This is a genomic window from Limnohabitans sp., from assembly GCF_017848645.1.
In the GTDB taxonomy this organism is placed as follows: domain Bacteria; phylum Pseudomonadota; class Gammaproteobacteria; order Burkholderiales; family Burkholderiaceae_C; genus Limnohabitans_A.
On sequence record NZ_JAFEIF010000048.1, the window covers coordinates 62579 to 78283 of the forward strand.

Below are 15705 nucleotides of genomic sequence, written 5' to 3' on the forward strand. Positions count from 1 at the left end.
GTTTGTCTCCTGATGGGGTGGTTGAAAGTTGAGCGCTTTGTCTTAAGCTGCACCGTCGCGCAAATCCTCGCGCAGCTTGAATTTCTGGATCTTTCCGGATGGGGTGGACGGCATGCTCTGGCGAACTTCCAGCCGCTCTGGGATGTACTGGATGGCGACCTTTTGTTCCTTGAGGTAAGCGACCATGGTGGGCATGTCAAAGCTTTGGCCAGGCTTGGTCACCACCACAGCGCAAGCCCGTTCGCCCAGGCGTTCGTCGGGGTAGGCCACGATAGCTGCCAAGGCCACTGCAGGGTGTTTGTAGAGAAGCGATTCGATCTCGACCACCGGGATGTTTTCGCCGCCTCGGATGATCACGTCCTTGCTGCGCCCGGTGATGCGTACGTAGCCTTGCTCGTCGATACGGGCCAGATCGCCTGTGTCAAACCAGCCTTCGGCGTCGGTGCCGTTGAGGTGCTGTCGCTTGAGGTATCCGCCAAAGTTGGAGCAGGCACGCAGATACAACTTGCCTTGCGTGCCTGCAGGCAGTGCAGGACCCGAGGCGTCGGCTTCCACCACCTTGAGTTCTACTCCGGGAAGGGGTAGACCATCTGTATTGAAGGCGCGTTCATCGGGATCATTGAGCCGGATCAGTGTGACGGCCCCGTTTTCACTCATGCCCCAGGCCGACACGATTTTGGTGCCCAGTGAAGCGCGAGCTTGCTCCACCAGTGGGCCAGGTATCGGGGCGCCAGCACACAGGAAAGTCTTGAGGCTGGGCACCGGTGTTTTATTTTCTGTCACCACGCGGGTCAAGTCTGTCAAGAACGGCGTGGAGGCCATGGTGAAGCTGGCTTTTTCGGTGTTGATCACCTCGACCGCCTTCTTGGGCTCCCAGATGTCTTGCAACACCGCACTGGCTTTGAGCATGATGGGCATCATCAAGCCATACATGAAGCCGGTTTGGTGGGCCATGGGCGAGGCCATCAACACCACGTCTTCGGCACCCAGCTGCAGGCGCTTGGCATAGGGAATGATGTTGGCCATCACGGTGTTGGCCGAGTGCATCACGCCTTTAGGTTCGCCTGTGGTGCCCGAGGTGTAGATGAGCTGAGTGATGTCATCCGGACCAGGGCGGTGCGCACTCAGGATGCTTGCAGCATCGGGCTCGTTTTCCCAGGCGGGGCCACTCAGCAGGGTTTCAAAACTGTTGGTGCCTTGGCCGTCGATCACCACCACGTGTTTCAGATGCGGCAGACCAGGCTGGATGGCGGTGATCATTTGCTCGAAATCAAAACCCCGGAAGGTTTTGGGGGCCACGATGACCTTGGCCTCGCCGTGCTTGAGCATGAAGTTGAGTTCGCGCTCACGGAAGATGTGCATCAGCGGGTTGATCACCGCACCAATGCGCGAGCAAGCCAGGTACAGCAAGGTGAACTGCCACCAGTTGGGCAACTGGCAGGCCACCACATCGTTCTTTTGCACGCCCAGGCGCGTCAGACCCACCGCGATGCGATCGGCCATGCGGGCGAGTTCGCGGTAAGTGAAACGCTTTTCATCTCCAGCTTCGACCCGGTAGGCGGTGAGCGCCAGCTTGTCGGGGCAGGCGGCCACGCAGGCGTCCAGCTCTGCATTGATGGTGCGGTCGTGCCACAGGCCTTGCGCGATCATGCGGGCACGGCGTGGGGCCAAAAGTACGGCGTCAAATTCCATGGTTGTCTCCTTGGGGTGGTTTTTGTTTTGAAAATTTCAGGCGGGCACGTTTTTGCGGCCCGCACGGGTGCGTGCAATGATGGTTTTCATGATCTGCGCCGTGCCGTCACCGATCTGGAAGCCCAGCACATCGCGCAGGCGTTGCTCCATCAGGCCGCGGTCGTAGCCGCCATGGCCAAAGCACAGCAGGCACTGGTGGATCACGTCGTAGGCCAGCTTGGGCCCCCACCACTTGGCCATGCCAGCCTCGGCAGAATGGGGCAGTCCCTGGTCCTTGAGCCACAGGCCTTGCAGGCAGACCAGGCGTGCGCCTTCCACTTCGGTGTCGTACTGGGCCAATGGATGGGTCACGCCCTGAAAAGCCGACAGCGGCTGGCCAAAGGCCTGACGCTGGGTGATGTATTCCCAAGCTTCGTCGAGCGCCGCACGCGCCACAGCCAGGCATTGCAGGCCGATCAGCGAGCGCGAATAGTCAAAGCCGTGCATGACCTGCACAAAGCCCTTGTTCTCGTCGCCCAGCCGGTGGCTCACAGGCACACGCACGTTCTCGAAGAAGATGGAACCCCGACCGATCGAGCGCTGACCATGGCAGTCAAAGCGGCTGGTGGTCAGGCCCGGCGTGTCCATGGGCACCAGCAGCGCGGTCACGCCGTGTGCGCCATCTTCGGGCTTGCCCGTGCGGCCAAAAACCACCGTGATGTCGGCCTGGTCTGCGGCCGAGATGGAAGTTTTTTCGCCATTGATGACGTAAAAGTCACCGTCGCGCTCGACCCGCAAACGCAGGTTGGCTGCATCCGAGCCGCCGCGCGGTTCGGTCAGGGCGATGGCGCAGATGGCGCGGCCTTCACGGATCTTGTCGAGCCAAGGGCGCACTACTTCGGGCTTGCCGTACTTGTAGAGGATCTGGCTGTTCAGCGATGCCAACAGGTTCAGGTAAGAAAAACTCAGGTCGGCGCGGGCGATTTCCTCATGGATCACGCCTGCGGCCACACAGCCCATGCCCAAGCCACCAAATTCTTCGGGGACTTCGGGGCAGATGAAGCCCAAATCGCCCATCTCGCGCAGCAAGGCGCGGTCAAACTCGCGCGTTTTGTCGCGCTCCAGAAAACCGGGTTTGATTTTTTCATCGGCAAAGCGGCGCACGCTCTCGGCCAGCGCCTGCAGGTCTTCGTTGATATAGGGGTTCGGGTTCATCTTGCTTCCTCTGGGGTGCTTACTTGGCGAACTTATTTGGCGTACTTGCGGAAGTCGGGCTTGCGCTTTTCCTGCAAGGCCTTCACGCCTTCGCGTGACTCTTCCGTGTCGTAGTACAGCTTGAGCGCGTACATGCCCATGCCGGCAATGCCGGACTGGTGGGCGGTGTCCATGTTGAAGCTGCGCTTGGCAATCGCAATCGCGGTGGGGCTGCGTTCGCAGATGGTTTCAGCCCATTCCTGCACGGTGGCGTCAAGCTGCTCGTGTGGCACGCAAATGTTGGCCAGGCCCATGTCCACGGCCTCTTTGCCGGAGTAGCGCTTGTTGAGATACCAGATTTCGCGGGCCTTCTTCTCACCCACCACGCGTGCCAAAAAGGCGGTGCCGTAGCCTGGGTCGACCGAGCCCATCTTGGGGCCGACCTGGCCGAATATGGCCTTGTCCGAGCAGATGGTCAGGTCGCAGATGGTGCACAACACGTTGCCGCCGCCAATCGCAAAGCCCTGCACGCGGGCGATCACGGGCTTGGGCACGTCGCGGATGGCTGTGTGCAACTCTTCCATGGGCAGCCCAATGGTGCCGCGGCCGTCGTAGTTACCGTCGTGGGCCGACTGATCGCCGCCCGTGCAGAAGGCGCGGTCACCGGCGCCGGCCAGCACGATGCAGCCGATGTCGCGGTCATAGCCCGCCTTGTTCAGGGCCTTGATGATTTCGTCGCAGGTGGTGCCGCGAAAGGCGTTCATCTTGTCGGGGCGGTTGATCGTGATCCAGGCCACGCCGTTGCGGTTTTCGTACAGGATGTCTTCGAATTGCATGTGTTTCTCCGGTTGAATGGGGGTGATGGATCAGCCGTGCATGGTCAGGCCGCCCGAGACGCTGAGGACTTGGCCGGTGATGAAGGCAGAGTCGGCGCTGCTCAGGAAAACGATGGCACCGGCTAAGTCATCGGGCTGGCCCAGGCGGCCCAGCGGGATGGCCTTCTTGAAAGCGTCCATGAGTTTTTCGGGGTTGGAAGCGCCTTCGGCAAAACCTGCGAGCAAGGCGGTGTCGGTTGGGCCAGGGCAAACAACGTTGACGGTGATGTTGTGGCGGGCGTGTTCGCGTGCCAGTGTTTTAGACAGGGCGACCAGGCCGCCCTTGCAAGCGGCGTAAACGGCTTCACCAGACGAGCCGCCACGGGCCGCGTCCGAAGCGATGTTGACGATGCGGCCAGCGCCGCGTGCGGCCATGCCAGGCAACACGGCGTGGTGCATGTGCAAAGCGCCCGTGAGGTTGATGGCGATCAGCTTGTCCCACTCGGCGGGCACGGTTTTGGTGAAGGGCTTGAAGATGTCCCAGCCCGCGTTGTTGACCAGAATGTCGATGGGCCCCAACTGAGCCTCAGCGGCCGCCACCGCGGCGTCAACTTGTGCACGGTCGGTGATGTTGCAAGCAAAAGCCTTGGCCTTGCCACCAGCGGCCACGATGCCGTCGGCCACTTTCTGGGCGGCTTCCAGGTTCATGTCGAACACCGCAACCTGGGCGCCTTCTTCGGCAAAGCGGCGGCTTGTGGCCCCACCAATACCGCCGCCGCCACCGGTCACAATCGCTGTTTTGCCTTTGAGGTCTTTCATGTCTTTCTCCGTGATTTGAAATGGTTTGGAAATTTCTAGATATCAAACATATGTCAACATGTTGTCTTATTCTAGGGTTTTCACATATTCCACTTCAAGTCTTTTTCGTGTTCAATAACCTATCGTTTACCCTATGTCACAAGCAAAAGAAGCGCGTATGGAACTGGCCAACAGGATTTTCTTCAAGCTGTATCAATGTGCCAACATGTTGCACAAAACAGGTAGCCGTGCGGTACAGGATGAAGGTCTGACCACGCAGCAATGGGCGGTGCTGGGAGCACTGTCACGGCCCGAAGCAGCGCAGGGGATGGGGGTGGGCGAATTGGCGCGTTACCTCATGGTTAGCCGACAGAACCTGTCTGGCTTGATCACCCGGATGACACGTGATGGCCACATTGAAATGAGCACAGACGGGCGTGATCGCCGTTCGCGTTTGATCGTGATGACAGAGTCAGGACGGCATGTCTGGATGGATCTGGCCCAACCCAAAATCAAGGCCTACTACGAGCAGGCTCTGCAGGATTTCTCAATGGGCGACATGGCCCATACGCTTCATTACTTTTTGAAGTTACTGGACAACATGGAAAAAATTGACCAAAAAATTCCTGAATCGGAAGAAGACGATGGTCACCATGGGGTGCCTGAACTTTGATCATTCAATGACCTTCTTGACATTCCTGTGCATGGGGGGCATTTGGGAGTCTGGGTTCAGAAAGCGGACATTGAGCGAGTAGCTTTTGATGACTGCTTTTGGCTGGCTGCTTTTTGACTGCACCTCTTTCCAAGTGGCAGCAACCGCTGCTTAGCTGACTTACACCATCAGCACTTCAACATCAGCCTCCTCAAATCGCCACCAGCTGCTGGATGTTCTTGTCCTTCATCTCGCAGCCCGGCCCACGCGCGATCACCTCGCCCCGCTCCATCACCACATACTGATCAGCCAGTTCTTCGGCAAAGTCATAGTACTGCTCGCACAGCAGCACCGCCATGCGCTGGCCTTGCAGGCCCACGTCGGCCAGTTGGCGGATCACGCGGCCAATGTCTTTGATGATGCTCGGCTGTATGCCTTCGGTGGGCTCGTCCAGGATCAGCAAGCGTGGTTTGGCGGCCAGGGCGCGGGCAATGGCCAGTTGTTGTTGCTGACCACCCGACAAGTCACCGCCTCGGCGGTGCAGCATGAGTTTGAGGACCGGGAACAACTCAAACAACTCGGGCGGGATGGGCGTACCGCCCGGCTGTGTGGCCAGGCCCATGCGCAGGTTGTCTTCCACCGTGAGACGCGCAAAAATTTCGCGCCCTTGCGGCACATAGCCCACGCCCGCAGCGGCGCGTTCATAAGGTTGGGCACTGCTCAAGTCTTTGCCGTCCAGAACCACGCTGCCACTTTTGATCGGCACCAAACCCATGAGCGATTTGAGCAGCGTGGTCTTGCCCACACCGTTACGCCCCAGCAGCACCGTGACTTGGCCTTGTTGGGCACTCAAGCTCACATCACGCAGGATGTGCGAGCCGCCATAGTACTGATGAATATTCTTAACTTCAAGCATGCTCAGCGCCCCAAATAAACTTCAATCACCCGCTCGTCTGCCTGCACCTGATCGAGCGTGCCTTGGGCCAGCACCGCGCCGTCGCACAACACGGTGACGATGTCCGAGATGGTGCGGATGAAGCCCATGTCGTGCTCCACCACCATCAACGAGTGTTTGCCCTTGAGCGTGAGGAACAGTTCGGCGGTGCGCTCGGTCTCGTGGTCCGTCATGCCCGCCACCGGCTCATCGAGCAACAGCAACTTGGGCTCTTGCATGAGCAACATGCCGATTTCGAGCCACTGTTTTTGACCATGACTGAGCAAACCCGCCTGCTTGGTGACGCTGTCCGCCAGGTGGATGGTGTGCAGCACTTCGGCCAAGCGGTCGCTTTGGCGTGAATCGAGTTTGAACAACATCGAGGCCTTCACGCCTTTGGGCGTTTTCAGCGCGAGTTCGAGGTTTTCAAACACACTCAGGTGCTCAAACACGGTGGGCTTTTGAAACTTGCGGCCAATGCCCAATTGGGCGATTTCGGGTTCGTTGTGGCGTATCAAGTCGATGGTGCTGCCAAAGAACACGGTGCCTTCGTCGGGCCGGGTCTTGCCGGTGATGATGTCCATCATCGTGGTCTTGCCCGCGCCGTTGGGGCCGATGATGCAGCGCAGCTCACCGGGCGCGATGTCGAGCGACAGCTTGTTGATGGCCTTGAAGCCGTCAAAGCTTACGCTCACGTCTTCCAAATACAAGATGCGGCCGTGGGTCACATCAACGTGACTGGCGTCTTGCACCACGCGGCCATAAGCTGCGCTGCGACCACCGGACTCGGTGGCCTGCACACGCTGCTGCACCGACTGCGCGACACGCTCAGCGCCTTGTTGGAGCAAATCGGGCGTCATGCGGCACCGCCTTTTTTGTGGCGCAGCTTGGCCCACAAGCCAATCACGCCATTGGGCAAATACAGCGTCACCACAATGAACAGCGCCCCCAAAAAGTACAGCCAAAACTCCGGCGCTGTCACCGTGAGCCAGCTCTTGGCCCCGTTGACCAAAAATGCGCCCACGATGGGCCCGATCAAGGTGCCGCGCCCGCCCACGGCCGCCCACACCGCGATCTCGATCGAGTTGGCCGCGCTCATCTCGCCCGGGTTGATGATGCCCACCTGCGGCACGTACAAAGCGCCCGCAATGCCGCACATCACCGCCGAGATGACCCAGATGCTGAGCTTGTAGGGCAGCGGTGAATAACCCGAGAACATGACCCGCGTTTCGGCATCGCGAATCGCCATCAACACCCGGCCGTATTTGCTGCCCACCAACCAGCGCGAGAACAGATAAAAGCCCAGCAGCGTCAAACCCGTCAACACAAACAGCACCATGCGCATGCCGGGTGTGGCGATCGGCAAATCCAGAATGCGTTTGAAGTCTGTGAAGCCGTTGTTGCCGCCAAAGCCGGTTTCGTTGCGGAAGAACAGCAGCATGGCCGCGTAAGTCATGGCCTGGGTGATGATGGAAAAATATACCCCTTTGATGCGCGAGCGAAATGCAAAGTAGCCGAACACAAAGGCGATCAAACCCGGCACCAACACCACCAGCAAAAGCGTGGCTACAAAACTGTCCGACAGAGCCCAGTGCCAGGGGAGTTCTTTCCAGTCGAGGAAGACCATGAAGTCGGGCAGCTCGCTTTTGTAGTTGCCGTCTTGCCCGATCTGGCGCATCAGGTACATGCCCATGACGTAGCCACCCAAGGCGAAAAACAGGCCGTGGCCCAGCGACAAAATGCCGGTGTAGCCCCAGATCAAGTCCATGGCCAAAGCGCAAATGGCAAAGCACATGATCTTTCCGACCAAGGACACGGCAAAGTCACTCAGGTGCAAGGGGCTGCCCTCGGGCACCAGCAGGTTGAGCACCGGGGCCAAAATGCCCACCGCGATCAGCGCCAGCCCAAAGCCCATCCAGGCTTGGCGTCCGAGCAAGGGTGCATGAGAAGATAGTTCGAATTTCGTCATGTCATGCCTCCGCGCTGCGCCCCTTCATCGCGAAGATGCCTTGCGGGCGCTTCTGGATGAAGACGATGATGAACACCAGCACGGCGATCTTGGCCAGCACCGCACCGGTCCAACCCTCCAGCAGTTTGTTGGCCAAACCCAGGCCCAGCGCGGCATACACCGTGCCCGCCAGCTGCCCCACGCCGCCCAGCACCACCACCATGAACGAATCCACGATGTAGCTCTGGCCCAAGTCAGGGCCGACGTTGCCCACCTGGCTGAGCGCACAACCAGCCAGGCCCGCGATGCCCGAGCCCAGTGCAAAGGCATAGGTGTCGATGCGGGCGGTGTTCACGCCCATGCACGAGGCCATGGGGCGGTTTTGCGTGACGCCTCGCACAAACAAGCCCAGCCGGGTTTTGCTGATCAAAAGCGCCACACCGATCAGCACAGCGGCGGCGAACACGATGATCAGCACCCGGTTCCAGGGCAGCTGCAAATTGGGCAGCAGCTGCAGCGAGCCACTCATCCACGAGGGGTTTTCCACACCCACGTTTTGCGCACCAAACAAGCTGCGCACGCCTTGCATCAGCACCAGGCTGATGCCCCAGGTGGCCAGCAGGGTTTCGAGTGGTCGGCCATACAGGTGCTTGATCACCGTGCGCTCCATCACCGCGCCCACCAGCGCCGAGGTGATGAAGGCCACCGGAATGGCCACCAACAGGTAGGCATCAAACGCCTGCGGCAGGTGCTCGCGAAACAGGGCCTGCACCACATAGGTGGCGTAGGCGCCAATCATCATCAACTCGCCATGCGCCATGTTGATGACGCCCATCAGCCCATAGGTGATGGCCAGACCCAGCGCCACCAACAGCAAGATCGAGCCCAAGCTGGCCCCTGTGAACAAGGTGCCCAAGCGTTCGCCCCAGCTCAGGCTGCCCTGCACTGCGGCCAAAGAAGTTTGAATTTGTTGTTTGACCGAAGGCTCTTGCTCTTGGGCCAGTTGTTGGTTCAGCAAGAGCAAGGTTTCGGGCTGTTGGCTGTCAGCCAATTCGCGGGCGGCCAGCAAGCGGTCATTTGGGATCTCGCTGCTGAGCAGTGCGGCCGCACGGGCCTGGCGCACCAAGCTTTGAACGGCAGAGTCTTTCTCAGTAGCCAAGGCTTTTTCGAGCAAGGGAGCACGGCTGGCATCGGGCTCTTTGAGCAGCGACAGCGCGGCTTGCCTGCGCACCTTCACATCCGCACTGAAAAGTTTCAGCGCAGCCAAGGCCGTGTCGATCTCTCCCCGCAGGCGGTTGTTCAGCATCACGTCTTCGGCATCTGGTGGCACAGGCACAGCTTGCCCAGTCACCGGGTCTGTGCCTTGGCCATCGCGCACCACCAGCACCTGGCCATTGGCGATCTTGACCACATCGTCTGCCAGGGCCTGTAAATACAAGGCGGTTTTGTCGTCGCCTTGCGCCACGGCTTTGGTAAGTGCCTCGATGCGTGCATCGCTTTCTCCCACGGCGATGCCTCTGGCTTCGTCCTTCGTCAGGGCTTGCGCGGCCGTCAAACCCCACATGGCACAGGCGATCAACGCGCCTTTCACAATCCATCGTTTCATCTTGCTCATTTCCGGGTCAGGCCACTGGCCACCGTCCATGTCGGGGCTAAAGCCACCGACCTGCCTGAAGACCAAGCAGGTCGGCGCTTCAGCTCCGATCCACATTCACGCCTTCAAACGATCACTTCTTGGCTGGCTCGTCAGGCTTTTTGTCGTTGCCAGGGATGTAGGGGCTCCAAGGCTTGGCTTTGACGGGACCGGGTGTCTTCCAGACCACGTTGAACTGGCCGTCGGCCTTGATCTCGCCGATGAACACCGACTTGTGCAGGTGGTGGTTCTTCTCGTCCATCTTGCTGGTGATGCCGCTGGGTGCCTTGAAGGTCTGACCGGCCATGGCCGCGATCACTTTTTCGGTGTCGGTGGACTTGGCTTTTTCCACCGCTTGCTTCCACATGTTGATGCCGATGTAAGTGGCTTCCATCGGATCGTTGGTGAGAGGCTTGTCTTTGTGACCGGCGATGTTCTTGGCCTTGGCATAAGCTGCCCACTTCTTGGTGAACTCGTCGTTGGCCGGGTTCTTGATGCTCATGAAATAGTTCCATGCAGCCAGGTGACCGACCAAGGGCTTGGTGTCCACGCCGCGCAGCTCTTCTTCACCCACCGAGAAAGCGACCACAGGCACGTCTTTGGCTTTCAGGCCCGCATTGCCCAGCTCCTTGTAGAAAGGCACGTTGGAGTCACCGTTGATGGTCGAGACCACAGCGGTCTTGCCACCTGCAGAGAACTTCTTCACATCGGCCACGATGGTTTGGTAATCGCTGTGGCCAAAGGGCGTGTATTTTTCGTCGATGTCTTTGTCGGCTACGCCTTTGCTTTTGAGGTAGGCGCGCAAAATTTTATTGGTGGTGCGGGGGTACACATAGTCGGTGCCCAGCAAGACCCAACGCTTGGCGCCGCCGCCTTCTTTGCTCATCAGGTAGTCCACTGCAGGGATGGCTTGCTGGTTGGGCGCAGCGCCTGTGTAGAACACGTTTTTGCTGAGCTCTTCACCTTCGTATTGCACGGGGTAGAACAGCAGGCCGTTCATTTCTTCGACCACCGGCAAGACCGATTTGCGCGACACTGAAGTCCAGCAACCGAAGATGACCGAGACCTTGTCCTGGCCGAGCAACTGCTTGGTCTTTTCGGCAAACAAAGGCCAGTTGGAGGCCGGGTCCACGATCACGGGTTCGAGCTTTTTACCGAGCACGCCGCCCTTGGCGTTGATCTCGTCAATCGCCATGAGCACGGTGTCTTTGAGCACCGTCTCGGAAATCGCCATGGTGCCCGACAAGCTGTGCAGCACGCCGACTTTGATGGTGTTGCCCGCTTGCGCTTGGGCTTGAGTTGCAAAGCTCAAGCTGCCAGCCACGAGGGCGGCTGCGGTTGCAAGGGCTTTGAGGTTGCCACGTCGATTCATCATGAGATCACTCCAATCAGGAAAGAAGGTTGTTCAAACACGCACCGAAAAACAGCGCTGCCCGACAACCTGCAATCACTGTGCCAACCCTAGGGAGAACCCTGAAAACCGCATTTTTTCTGAGGAATTTTTTGCGCCCTCTATAAAGGGCACGCAATTTGCTTGATGCCTTCCATTCAATGCACCAAGACGTTCACCACGCACCAATATGGAACTGACTCCTCGCGAAAAAGACAAGCTGCTGATCTTCACGGCAGGCCTTTTGGCCGAGCGCCGCAAGGCCCGAGGCCTGAAGCTCAACTACCCCGAAGCCATTGCCCTGATCAGCGCCGCTGTGATGGAAGGCGCACGCGACGGCAAGACCGTGGCCCAGCTCATGAGCGAAGGCCGCACCGTCTTGACGCGTGCCGATGTGATGGACGGGATTGCCGAAATGATCCCGGACATCCAAGTCGAAGCGACTTTTCCAGACGGCACCAAATTGGTGACCGTGCACCAACCCATCGTCTGAGCCAGACCCGGAGAACCCCATGAAAAAAATCACCTTGATGCTCACATCCGCCATCGCCACTGCCGCCATCGCCCACGATGGCCATGGCTTGGGTGGCAGCGCCCACTGGCACGCCACAGACGTGCTCGGTTTTGTGGTGGCTGCCGCCTTGGTGGCCATGGCCTTTTACTTTGGCAAAAAGTGAGGCCCACATGACCCCCGGTGAACTGTTGATCGACCCCGGCCAGCACGCCCTGAACGTGGGCCGCCGCACCTGCACCCTGGTGGTGCAAAACGCCAGCGACCGCCCCATCCAAGTGGGCTCGCATTACCACTTTGCCGAAACCAATGCGGGCCTGAGCTTTGACCGCGCTGCTGCACGCGGCATGCGCCTGAACATCGCGTCGGGCATGGCCGTGCGTTTTGAGCCTGGCCAACAACGCACGGTGGAGCTGGTGGATTACGCGGGCGACCGCAGGGTATACGGCTTTCGGGGCCTGACCCAAGGCGCACTCGACGCGCAAAAAAAACAAGGCAACTGACATGGCCCACATCGACAAACGCGCTTACGCCGAAACCTTTGGCCCCACCGTGGGCGACCGGGTGCGCCTGGCCGACACGGCCTTGGTGATCGAGGTGGAAAAAGACTTCACGCTGCAAGCGGGCAGCTACGGAGAAGAGGTGAAATTTGGCGGCGGCAAAACCATCCGCGATGGCATGGCGCAGTCGCAACGCACGAACGCCGCCCACGGAACGGGCCCTGAATCGCCTGGCGCGATGGACTGCGTGCTCACCAACGCCCTCATCATCGACCACTGGGGCATCGTCAAAGCCGACATTGGCCTCAAGGGCAACCGCATCGCCGCCATTGGCAAGGCGGGCAACCCCGACACACAGCCTGGGGTGGACATCGTCATTGGCCCCGGCACCGAGATCATCAGCTGCGAAGGTCTGATCGTGACCGCAGGCGGCATCGACTGCCACATCCACTTCATCTGCCCACAGCAAATCGACGAGGCTCTCGCCAGCGGCGTGACCACCATGATGGGTGGCGGCACGGGCCCCGCCACCGGCACCTTTGCCACCACCTGCACACCCGGCCCCTTCAACATCGAGCGCATGATGCAGGCAGCCGACGCCTTCCCGATGAACCTGGGCTTTTTTGGCAAAGGCAATGCCAGCTTACCCGCTGCGCTGCATGAGCAAATCAACGCGGGTGTGATTGGCATGAAGCTGCACGAAGACTGGGGCAGCACCCCATCGGCGATCAGCAATTGCCTGGATGTGGCCGACGAAACCGACATCCAGGTGGCCTTGCATTCGGACACGCTCAATGAATCGGGTTATGTGGAAAACACCATCGCAGCAGCCCGAGGCCGTGGGCTGTGCGCCTTCCACACCGAGGGCGCAGGCGGCGGCCACGCGCCCGACATCCTGAAGGTGGTGGGCGAGGCGAACTTCTTGCCCAGCTCGACCAACCCGACCATGCCCTACACCCACAACACGCTCGACGAGCATGTGGACATGCTCATGGTCTGCCACCACCTGGACCCGGCCATTGCCGAAGACCTGGCCTTTGCCGAGAGCCGCATCCGCAAGGAAACCATTGCGGCCGAAGACATCCTGCACGACCTGGGCGCCATCAGCATGATGAGCAGCGACAGCCAGGCCATGGGCCGGGTGGGCGAGGTCATCATCCGCACTTGGCAGACCGCGCACAAAATGAAGCAGCAGCGCGGCAGCCTGCCCGGCGACACGGATCGACACGACAACGCTCGCGTCAAGCGCTACATCGCCAAATACACCATCAACCCGGCCATTGCGCACGGCATCAGCCACGAGGTCGGCAGCATCGAAGTGGGCAAATGGGCTGATCTGGTGATCTGGAAGCCCGCGTTCTTTGGCATCAAACCCGCCATCGTCATGAAGGGCGGCTTCATCGCACTGGCCGCCATGGGCGACCCCAATGCGTCCATCCCCACGCCGCAGCCCGTGCATTACCGCCCGATGTTTGGCAGCTTTGGCGGGGCGCTGTCTCGCGGCTCGCTGACCTTTGTGTCGCAGGCGGGTTGGCAAGCGGGTGTTGGGGCGCGTTATGGCCTGGCCAAAACACTCAGCGCCGTAAAAAACATCCGCCAAGTGCGCAAGCAGGACATGGTCCACAATGCCTATCTGCCCCGCATGGAGATAGACCCCCAGACCTATGCGGTGCGGGCTGACGGGCTGTTGTTGGTGTGCGAACCGGCTACCAGCCTGCCCATGACCCAACGCTACTTTTTGTTCTAAAGGCCCATGTCCGCTCTGCTCATTTGCTCCAAACTCATGCCCCAAGGCCGTGGCCTGGCCCGTGTGCTGATCCAGCGCGCCAGCACCATCACGCTCGACTGGGACACCCGCCAGAAAAGCCGCTTTGACGCGACCGACAGCGCGGGCCGCCAACTGGGTGTGTTCTTGCCGCGTGGCACCGTGGTGCGCGGCGGCGATGTGCTGGTGGCCGAAGACGGCTCGCTCGTGCGCGTGCAAGCCGCGCCACAAGCCGTGCTGCGCATCACCGCCTGCACCGAGCATGGCTCGCCCTTTGACCTGACCCGCGCCGCCTACCACCTGGGCAACCGCCATGTGCCCATCGAGTTGCAACCCGACCACCTGAAGATCGAGCCCGACCATGTACTGGCTGACATGCTGCGCGCCATGCACATGACGGTGGTGGCCGTGTCCGAAGCCTTTGAGCCTGAGAGCGGTGCGTATGGCGACCATGGCGCACCCTCACATGGGCATGGGCACAGCCACGAACACGGCCCTGCGGGTCATGCGCACGCAGCCCAAGCCGAGCCCCATGTGCATGGGCCCGAATGTCAACACGAACACGCAGCGCCTGCAGCCAAGCCGCCAGCTGGCAAACGCATCGCCATCCCAGTCCGTGCAGCCCCTGCCGCACCGCATGTGCACGGCCCCGATTGCAACCATGGGCACTGAGACTGCGCCCTCCGGCCTGCTGCAACTGATCTGGCTGGCCTCGCCAGCGCTGCCCATTGGCGGCTTCTCGTATTCGGAGGGTCTCGAAGCGGCCATCGAGCAAGGCCTGGTGCACCACGAAGCCAGCGCCACCGACTGGGTGGTGGACCAACTGCACCTGACGCTGTCTCGCGGCGACATGGCTGTGCTGGCGCAAGCCATTCCCGCCTGGCAGCGCCATGACACCGCCCGGCTAAAAGCCCTGAACGATTGGGTGATGGCCACCCGCGAAACCGCCGAGATGCGCCTTCAAACCGAGCAGATGGGCCGCTCCTTGCTGGACTGGCTGCGCAACCTGCAGCAAGCCAGCGACGCACAGCTGCAATGCTGCGCCCGACTGCCCACCACCTACCCACTGGCCATGGCGCTGGCTTTGTCGCTGGCGCAAGCACCACTTGACCAGGCCCTTCAAGCAGGTGCCTTTGGCTGGGCCGAAAACATGACCCAAGCCGCTCTCAAGGCCGTGCCCTTGGGCCAAAGCGCCGGACAGCGCATGCTGGCGCGGCTGGCCCGCGAAATTCCGCAAGCGGTGCAAACCGCCTTGCACCTGAACGACGAGGACCGCCAGGCCTTCAGCCCCATGCTGGCCATCTTGTCGTCCCGCCACGAAACCCAATACTCCCGGATCTTCCGCTCATGACTTCAGCACTGCACCACATCCCGAACCGCACGAAAAAACTGCCACCCCTGCGCGTGGGCATTGGCGGACCCGTGGGCTCCGGCAAAACAACGCTGCTTGAGATGCTGTGCAAAAACATGCGCGAGCGCTGGGACCTGATCGCCATCACCAACGACATCTACACCAAGGAAGACCAGCGATTGCTGACGGTGAGCGGCGCGCTTGCAGCAGAGCGCATCATGGGCGTCGAAACCGGCGGCTGCCCCCACACCGCCATCCGCGAAGACGCGTCCATCAACCTCGAAGCGATTGACCGCATGCTGGAGAAGTTCCCCAATGCCGACGTGGTCTTCATCGAGAGCGGCGGCGACAACCTGGCGGCCACCTTCAGCCCCGAGCTGAGTGACCTCACGATCTACGTGATCGACGTGGCGGCTGGCGAGAAGATCCCGCGCAAGGGCGGCCCCGGCATCACCAAGAGCGATCTGTTCGTGATCAACAAAACCGACCTGGCCCCGCATGTGGGGGCCGACCTGCAAGTCATGCGCGATGACACCCAGCGCA

At 60.4% G+C, this 15705-nt stretch carries 17 protein-coding genes; 8 read left to right on the forward strand and 9 right to left on the reverse strand.

What is annotated here, in order from left to right; translation table 11 throughout:
- Positions 1-42: 42 nt before the first annotated feature.
- From aliA to badH, 4 genes are read right to left on the reverse strand one after another with little or no spacing between them, the layout of a single operon-like run.
- Positions 43-1692 carry a cyclohexanecarboxylate-CoA ligase gene (gene aliA / locus QZ190_RS10990; RefSeq protein WP_291916133.1) on the reverse strand — a complete coding sequence of 550 codons (1650 nt, stop codon included), beginning with the start codon at positions 1690-1692 and terminating at the stop codon, positions 43-45.
- Positions 1693-1728: 36 nt separating this feature from the next.
- Positions 1729-2886 carry a cyclohexanecarboxyl-CoA dehydrogenase gene (gene aliB, locus QZ190_RS10995; RefSeq protein WP_291916136.1) on the reverse strand — a complete coding sequence of 386 codons (1158 nt, stop codon included), beginning with the start codon at positions 2884-2886 and terminating at the stop codon, positions 1729-1731.
- A 32-nt stretch (positions 2887-2918) separates the two neighbouring features.
- The gene (badI, locus tag QZ190_RS11000; RefSeq protein ID WP_291916139.1) at positions 2919-3701 is read right to left on the reverse strand and encodes a 2-ketocyclohexanecarboxyl-CoA hydrolase; all 783 of its coding nucleotides are present in this window, start codon (positions 3699-3701) and stop codon (positions 2919-2921) included.
- Between the two features lie 30 nt (positions 3702-3731).
- A complete protein-coding gene (gene badH / locus QZ190_RS11005; protein WP_291916142.1) occupies positions 3732-4499 on the reverse strand; it encodes a 2-hydroxycyclohexanecarboxyl-CoA dehydrogenase in 768 nt (255 codons plus the stop codon).
- Positions 4500-4632: 133 nt separating this feature from the next.
- Here badH and QZ190_RS11010 point away from each other — a divergent pair, with 133 nt between their 5' ends.
- Positions 4633-5151: a MarR family winged helix-turn-helix transcriptional regulator gene (locus QZ190_RS11010; RefSeq protein WP_228767905.1), complete on the forward strand. Its 519-nt coding sequence runs from the start codon at positions 4633-4635 to the stop codon at positions 5149-5151.
- A gap of 190 nt (positions 5152-5341) precedes the next feature.
- Here QZ190_RS11010 and urtE read toward each other — a convergent pair whose 3' ends face one another.
- The 5 genes from urtE to urtA form a co-directional block, all read right to left on the reverse strand.
- Complete coding sequence (urtE, locus tag QZ190_RS11015; protein ID WP_291916147.1) at positions 5342-6046, reverse strand: urea ABC transporter ATP-binding subunit UrtE; 705 nt, start codon at positions 6044-6046, stop codon at positions 5342-5344.
- Between the two features lie 2 nt (positions 6047-6048).
- On the reverse strand, positions 6049-6924 hold the full coding sequence (urtD, locus tag QZ190_RS11020) for an urea ABC transporter ATP-binding protein UrtD (RefSeq protein ID WP_291916150.1): 876 nt from the start codon (positions 6922-6924) through the stop codon (positions 6049-6051).
- Positions 6921-8033 carry an urea ABC transporter permease subunit UrtC gene (urtC, locus tag QZ190_RS11025; protein ID WP_291916152.1) on the reverse strand — a complete coding sequence of 371 codons (1113 nt, stop codon included), beginning with the start codon at positions 8031-8033 and terminating at the stop codon, positions 6921-6923. Before urtC ends, urtD begins: the two co-directional genes overlap by 4 nt.
- 1 nt (position 8034) lies before the next feature.
- Entirely contained in the window at positions 8035-9618 is a 1584-nt protein-coding gene (gene urtB / locus QZ190_RS11030; RefSeq protein ID WP_291916155.1) for an urea ABC transporter permease subunit UrtB, read from the reverse strand.
- Between the two features lie 121 nt (positions 9619-9739).
- Complete coding sequence (gene urtA, locus QZ190_RS11035) at positions 9740-11017, reverse strand: urea ABC transporter substrate-binding protein (protein WP_291916177.1); 1278 nt, start codon at positions 11015-11017, stop codon at positions 9740-9742.
- A 208-nt stretch (positions 11018-11225) separates the two neighbouring features.
- Between urtA and ureA the strand changes: the two genes are divergently transcribed.
- From ureA to ureG, 7 genes are all read left to right on the forward strand, one after another.
- Positions 11226-11528, forward strand: a complete 303-nt coding sequence (ureA, locus tag QZ190_RS11040) for an urease subunit gamma (RefSeq protein ID WP_090138429.1) — start codon at positions 11226-11228, stop codon at positions 11526-11528.
- 19 nt (positions 11529-11547) lie between these two features.
- On the forward strand, positions 11548-11712 hold the full coding sequence (locus QZ190_RS11045; RefSeq protein WP_291916161.1) for a hypothetical protein: 165 nt from the start codon (positions 11548-11550) through the stop codon (positions 11710-11712).
- 7 nt (positions 11713-11719) lie between these two features.
- Positions 11720-12049 (forward strand): urease subunit beta, encoded by a 330-nt coding sequence (locus tag QZ190_RS11050; RefSeq protein WP_291916164.1) that lies wholly within the window; start codon positions 11720-11722, stop codon positions 12047-12049.
- A gap of 1 nt (position 12050) precedes the next feature.
- The gene (ureC, locus tag QZ190_RS11055) at positions 12051-13793 is read left to right on the forward strand and encodes an urease subunit alpha (protein ID WP_291916166.1); all 1743 of its coding nucleotides are present in this window, start codon (positions 12051-12053) and stop codon (positions 13791-13793) included.
- A gap of 15 nt (positions 13794-13808) precedes the next feature.
- On the forward strand, positions 13809-14483 hold the full coding sequence (gene ureE / locus QZ190_RS11060) for an urease accessory protein UreE (RefSeq protein WP_291916180.1): 675 nt from the start codon (positions 13809-13811) through the stop codon (positions 14481-14483).
- The gene (locus tag QZ190_RS11065) at positions 14473-15162 is read left to right on the forward strand and encodes an urease accessory protein UreF (RefSeq protein ID WP_291916169.1); all 690 of its coding nucleotides are present in this window, start codon (positions 14473-14475) and stop codon (positions 15160-15162) included. The genes ureE and QZ190_RS11065 overlap by 11 nt, the downstream gene beginning before the upstream one ends.
- Positions 15159-15705, forward strand: a 547-nt coding sequence (ureG, locus tag QZ190_RS11070) for an urease accessory protein UreG (protein ID WP_291916170.1), incomplete at its 3' end; no start/stop codon positions are given. The genes QZ190_RS11065 and ureG, both read left to right, overlap by 4 nt.

Excerpts from the sequence above, each read along its gene's own strand:
- aliA (WP_291916133.1), bottom strand. The coding sequence starts at position 1,692 with ATGGAATTTGACGCCGTACTTTTGGCCCCACGCCGTGCCCGCATGATC.
- aliB (WP_291916136.1), bottom strand. The coding sequence starts at position 2,886 with ATGAACCCGAACCCCTATATCAACGAAGACCTGCAGGCGCTGGCCGAG.
- badI (WP_291916139.1), bottom strand. The coding sequence starts at position 3,701 with ATGCAATTCGAAGACATCCTGTACGAAAACCGCAACGGCGTGGCCTGG.
- badH (WP_291916142.1), bottom strand. The coding sequence starts at position 4,499 with ATGAAAGACCTCAAAGGCAAAACAGCGATTGTGACCGGTGGCGGCGGC.
- QZ190_RS11010 (WP_228767905.1), top strand. The coding sequence starts at position 4,633 with ATGTCACAAGCAAAAGAAGCGCGTATGGAACTGGCCAACAGGATTTTC.
- urtE (WP_291916147.1), bottom strand. The coding sequence starts at position 6,046 with ATGCTTGAAGTTAAGAATATTCATCAGTACTATGGCGGCTCGCACATC.
- urtD (WP_291916150.1), bottom strand. The coding sequence starts at position 6,924 with ATGACGCCCGATTTGCTCCAACAAGGCGCTGAGCGTGTCGCGCAGTCG.
- urtC (WP_291916152.1), bottom strand. The coding sequence starts at position 8,033 with ATGACGAAATTCGAACTATCTTCTCATGCACCCTTGCTCGGACGCCAA.
- urtB (WP_291916155.1), bottom strand. The coding sequence starts at position 9,618 with ATGAAACGATGGATTGTGAAAGGCGCGTTGATCGCCTGTGCCATGTGG.
- urtA (WP_291916177.1), bottom strand. The coding sequence starts at position 11,017 with ATGAATCGACGTGGCAACCTCAAAGCCCTTGCAACCGCAGCCGCCCTC.
- ureA (WP_090138429.1), top strand. The coding sequence starts at position 11,226 with ATGGAACTGACTCCTCGCGAAAAAGACAAGCTGCTGATCTTCACGGCA.
- QZ190_RS11045 (WP_291916161.1), top strand. The coding sequence starts at position 11,548 with ATGAAAAAAATCACCTTGATGCTCACATCCGCCATCGCCACTGCCGCC.
- QZ190_RS11050 (WP_291916164.1), top strand. The coding sequence starts at position 11,720 with ATGACCCCCGGTGAACTGTTGATCGACCCCGGCCAGCACGCCCTGAAC.
- ureC (WP_291916166.1), top strand. The coding sequence starts at position 12,051 with ATGGCCCACATCGACAAACGCGCTTACGCCGAAACCTTTGGCCCCACC.
- QZ190_RS11065 (WP_291916169.1), top strand. The coding sequence starts at position 14,473 with ATGGGCACTGAGACTGCGCCCTCCGGCCTGCTGCAACTGATCTGGCTG.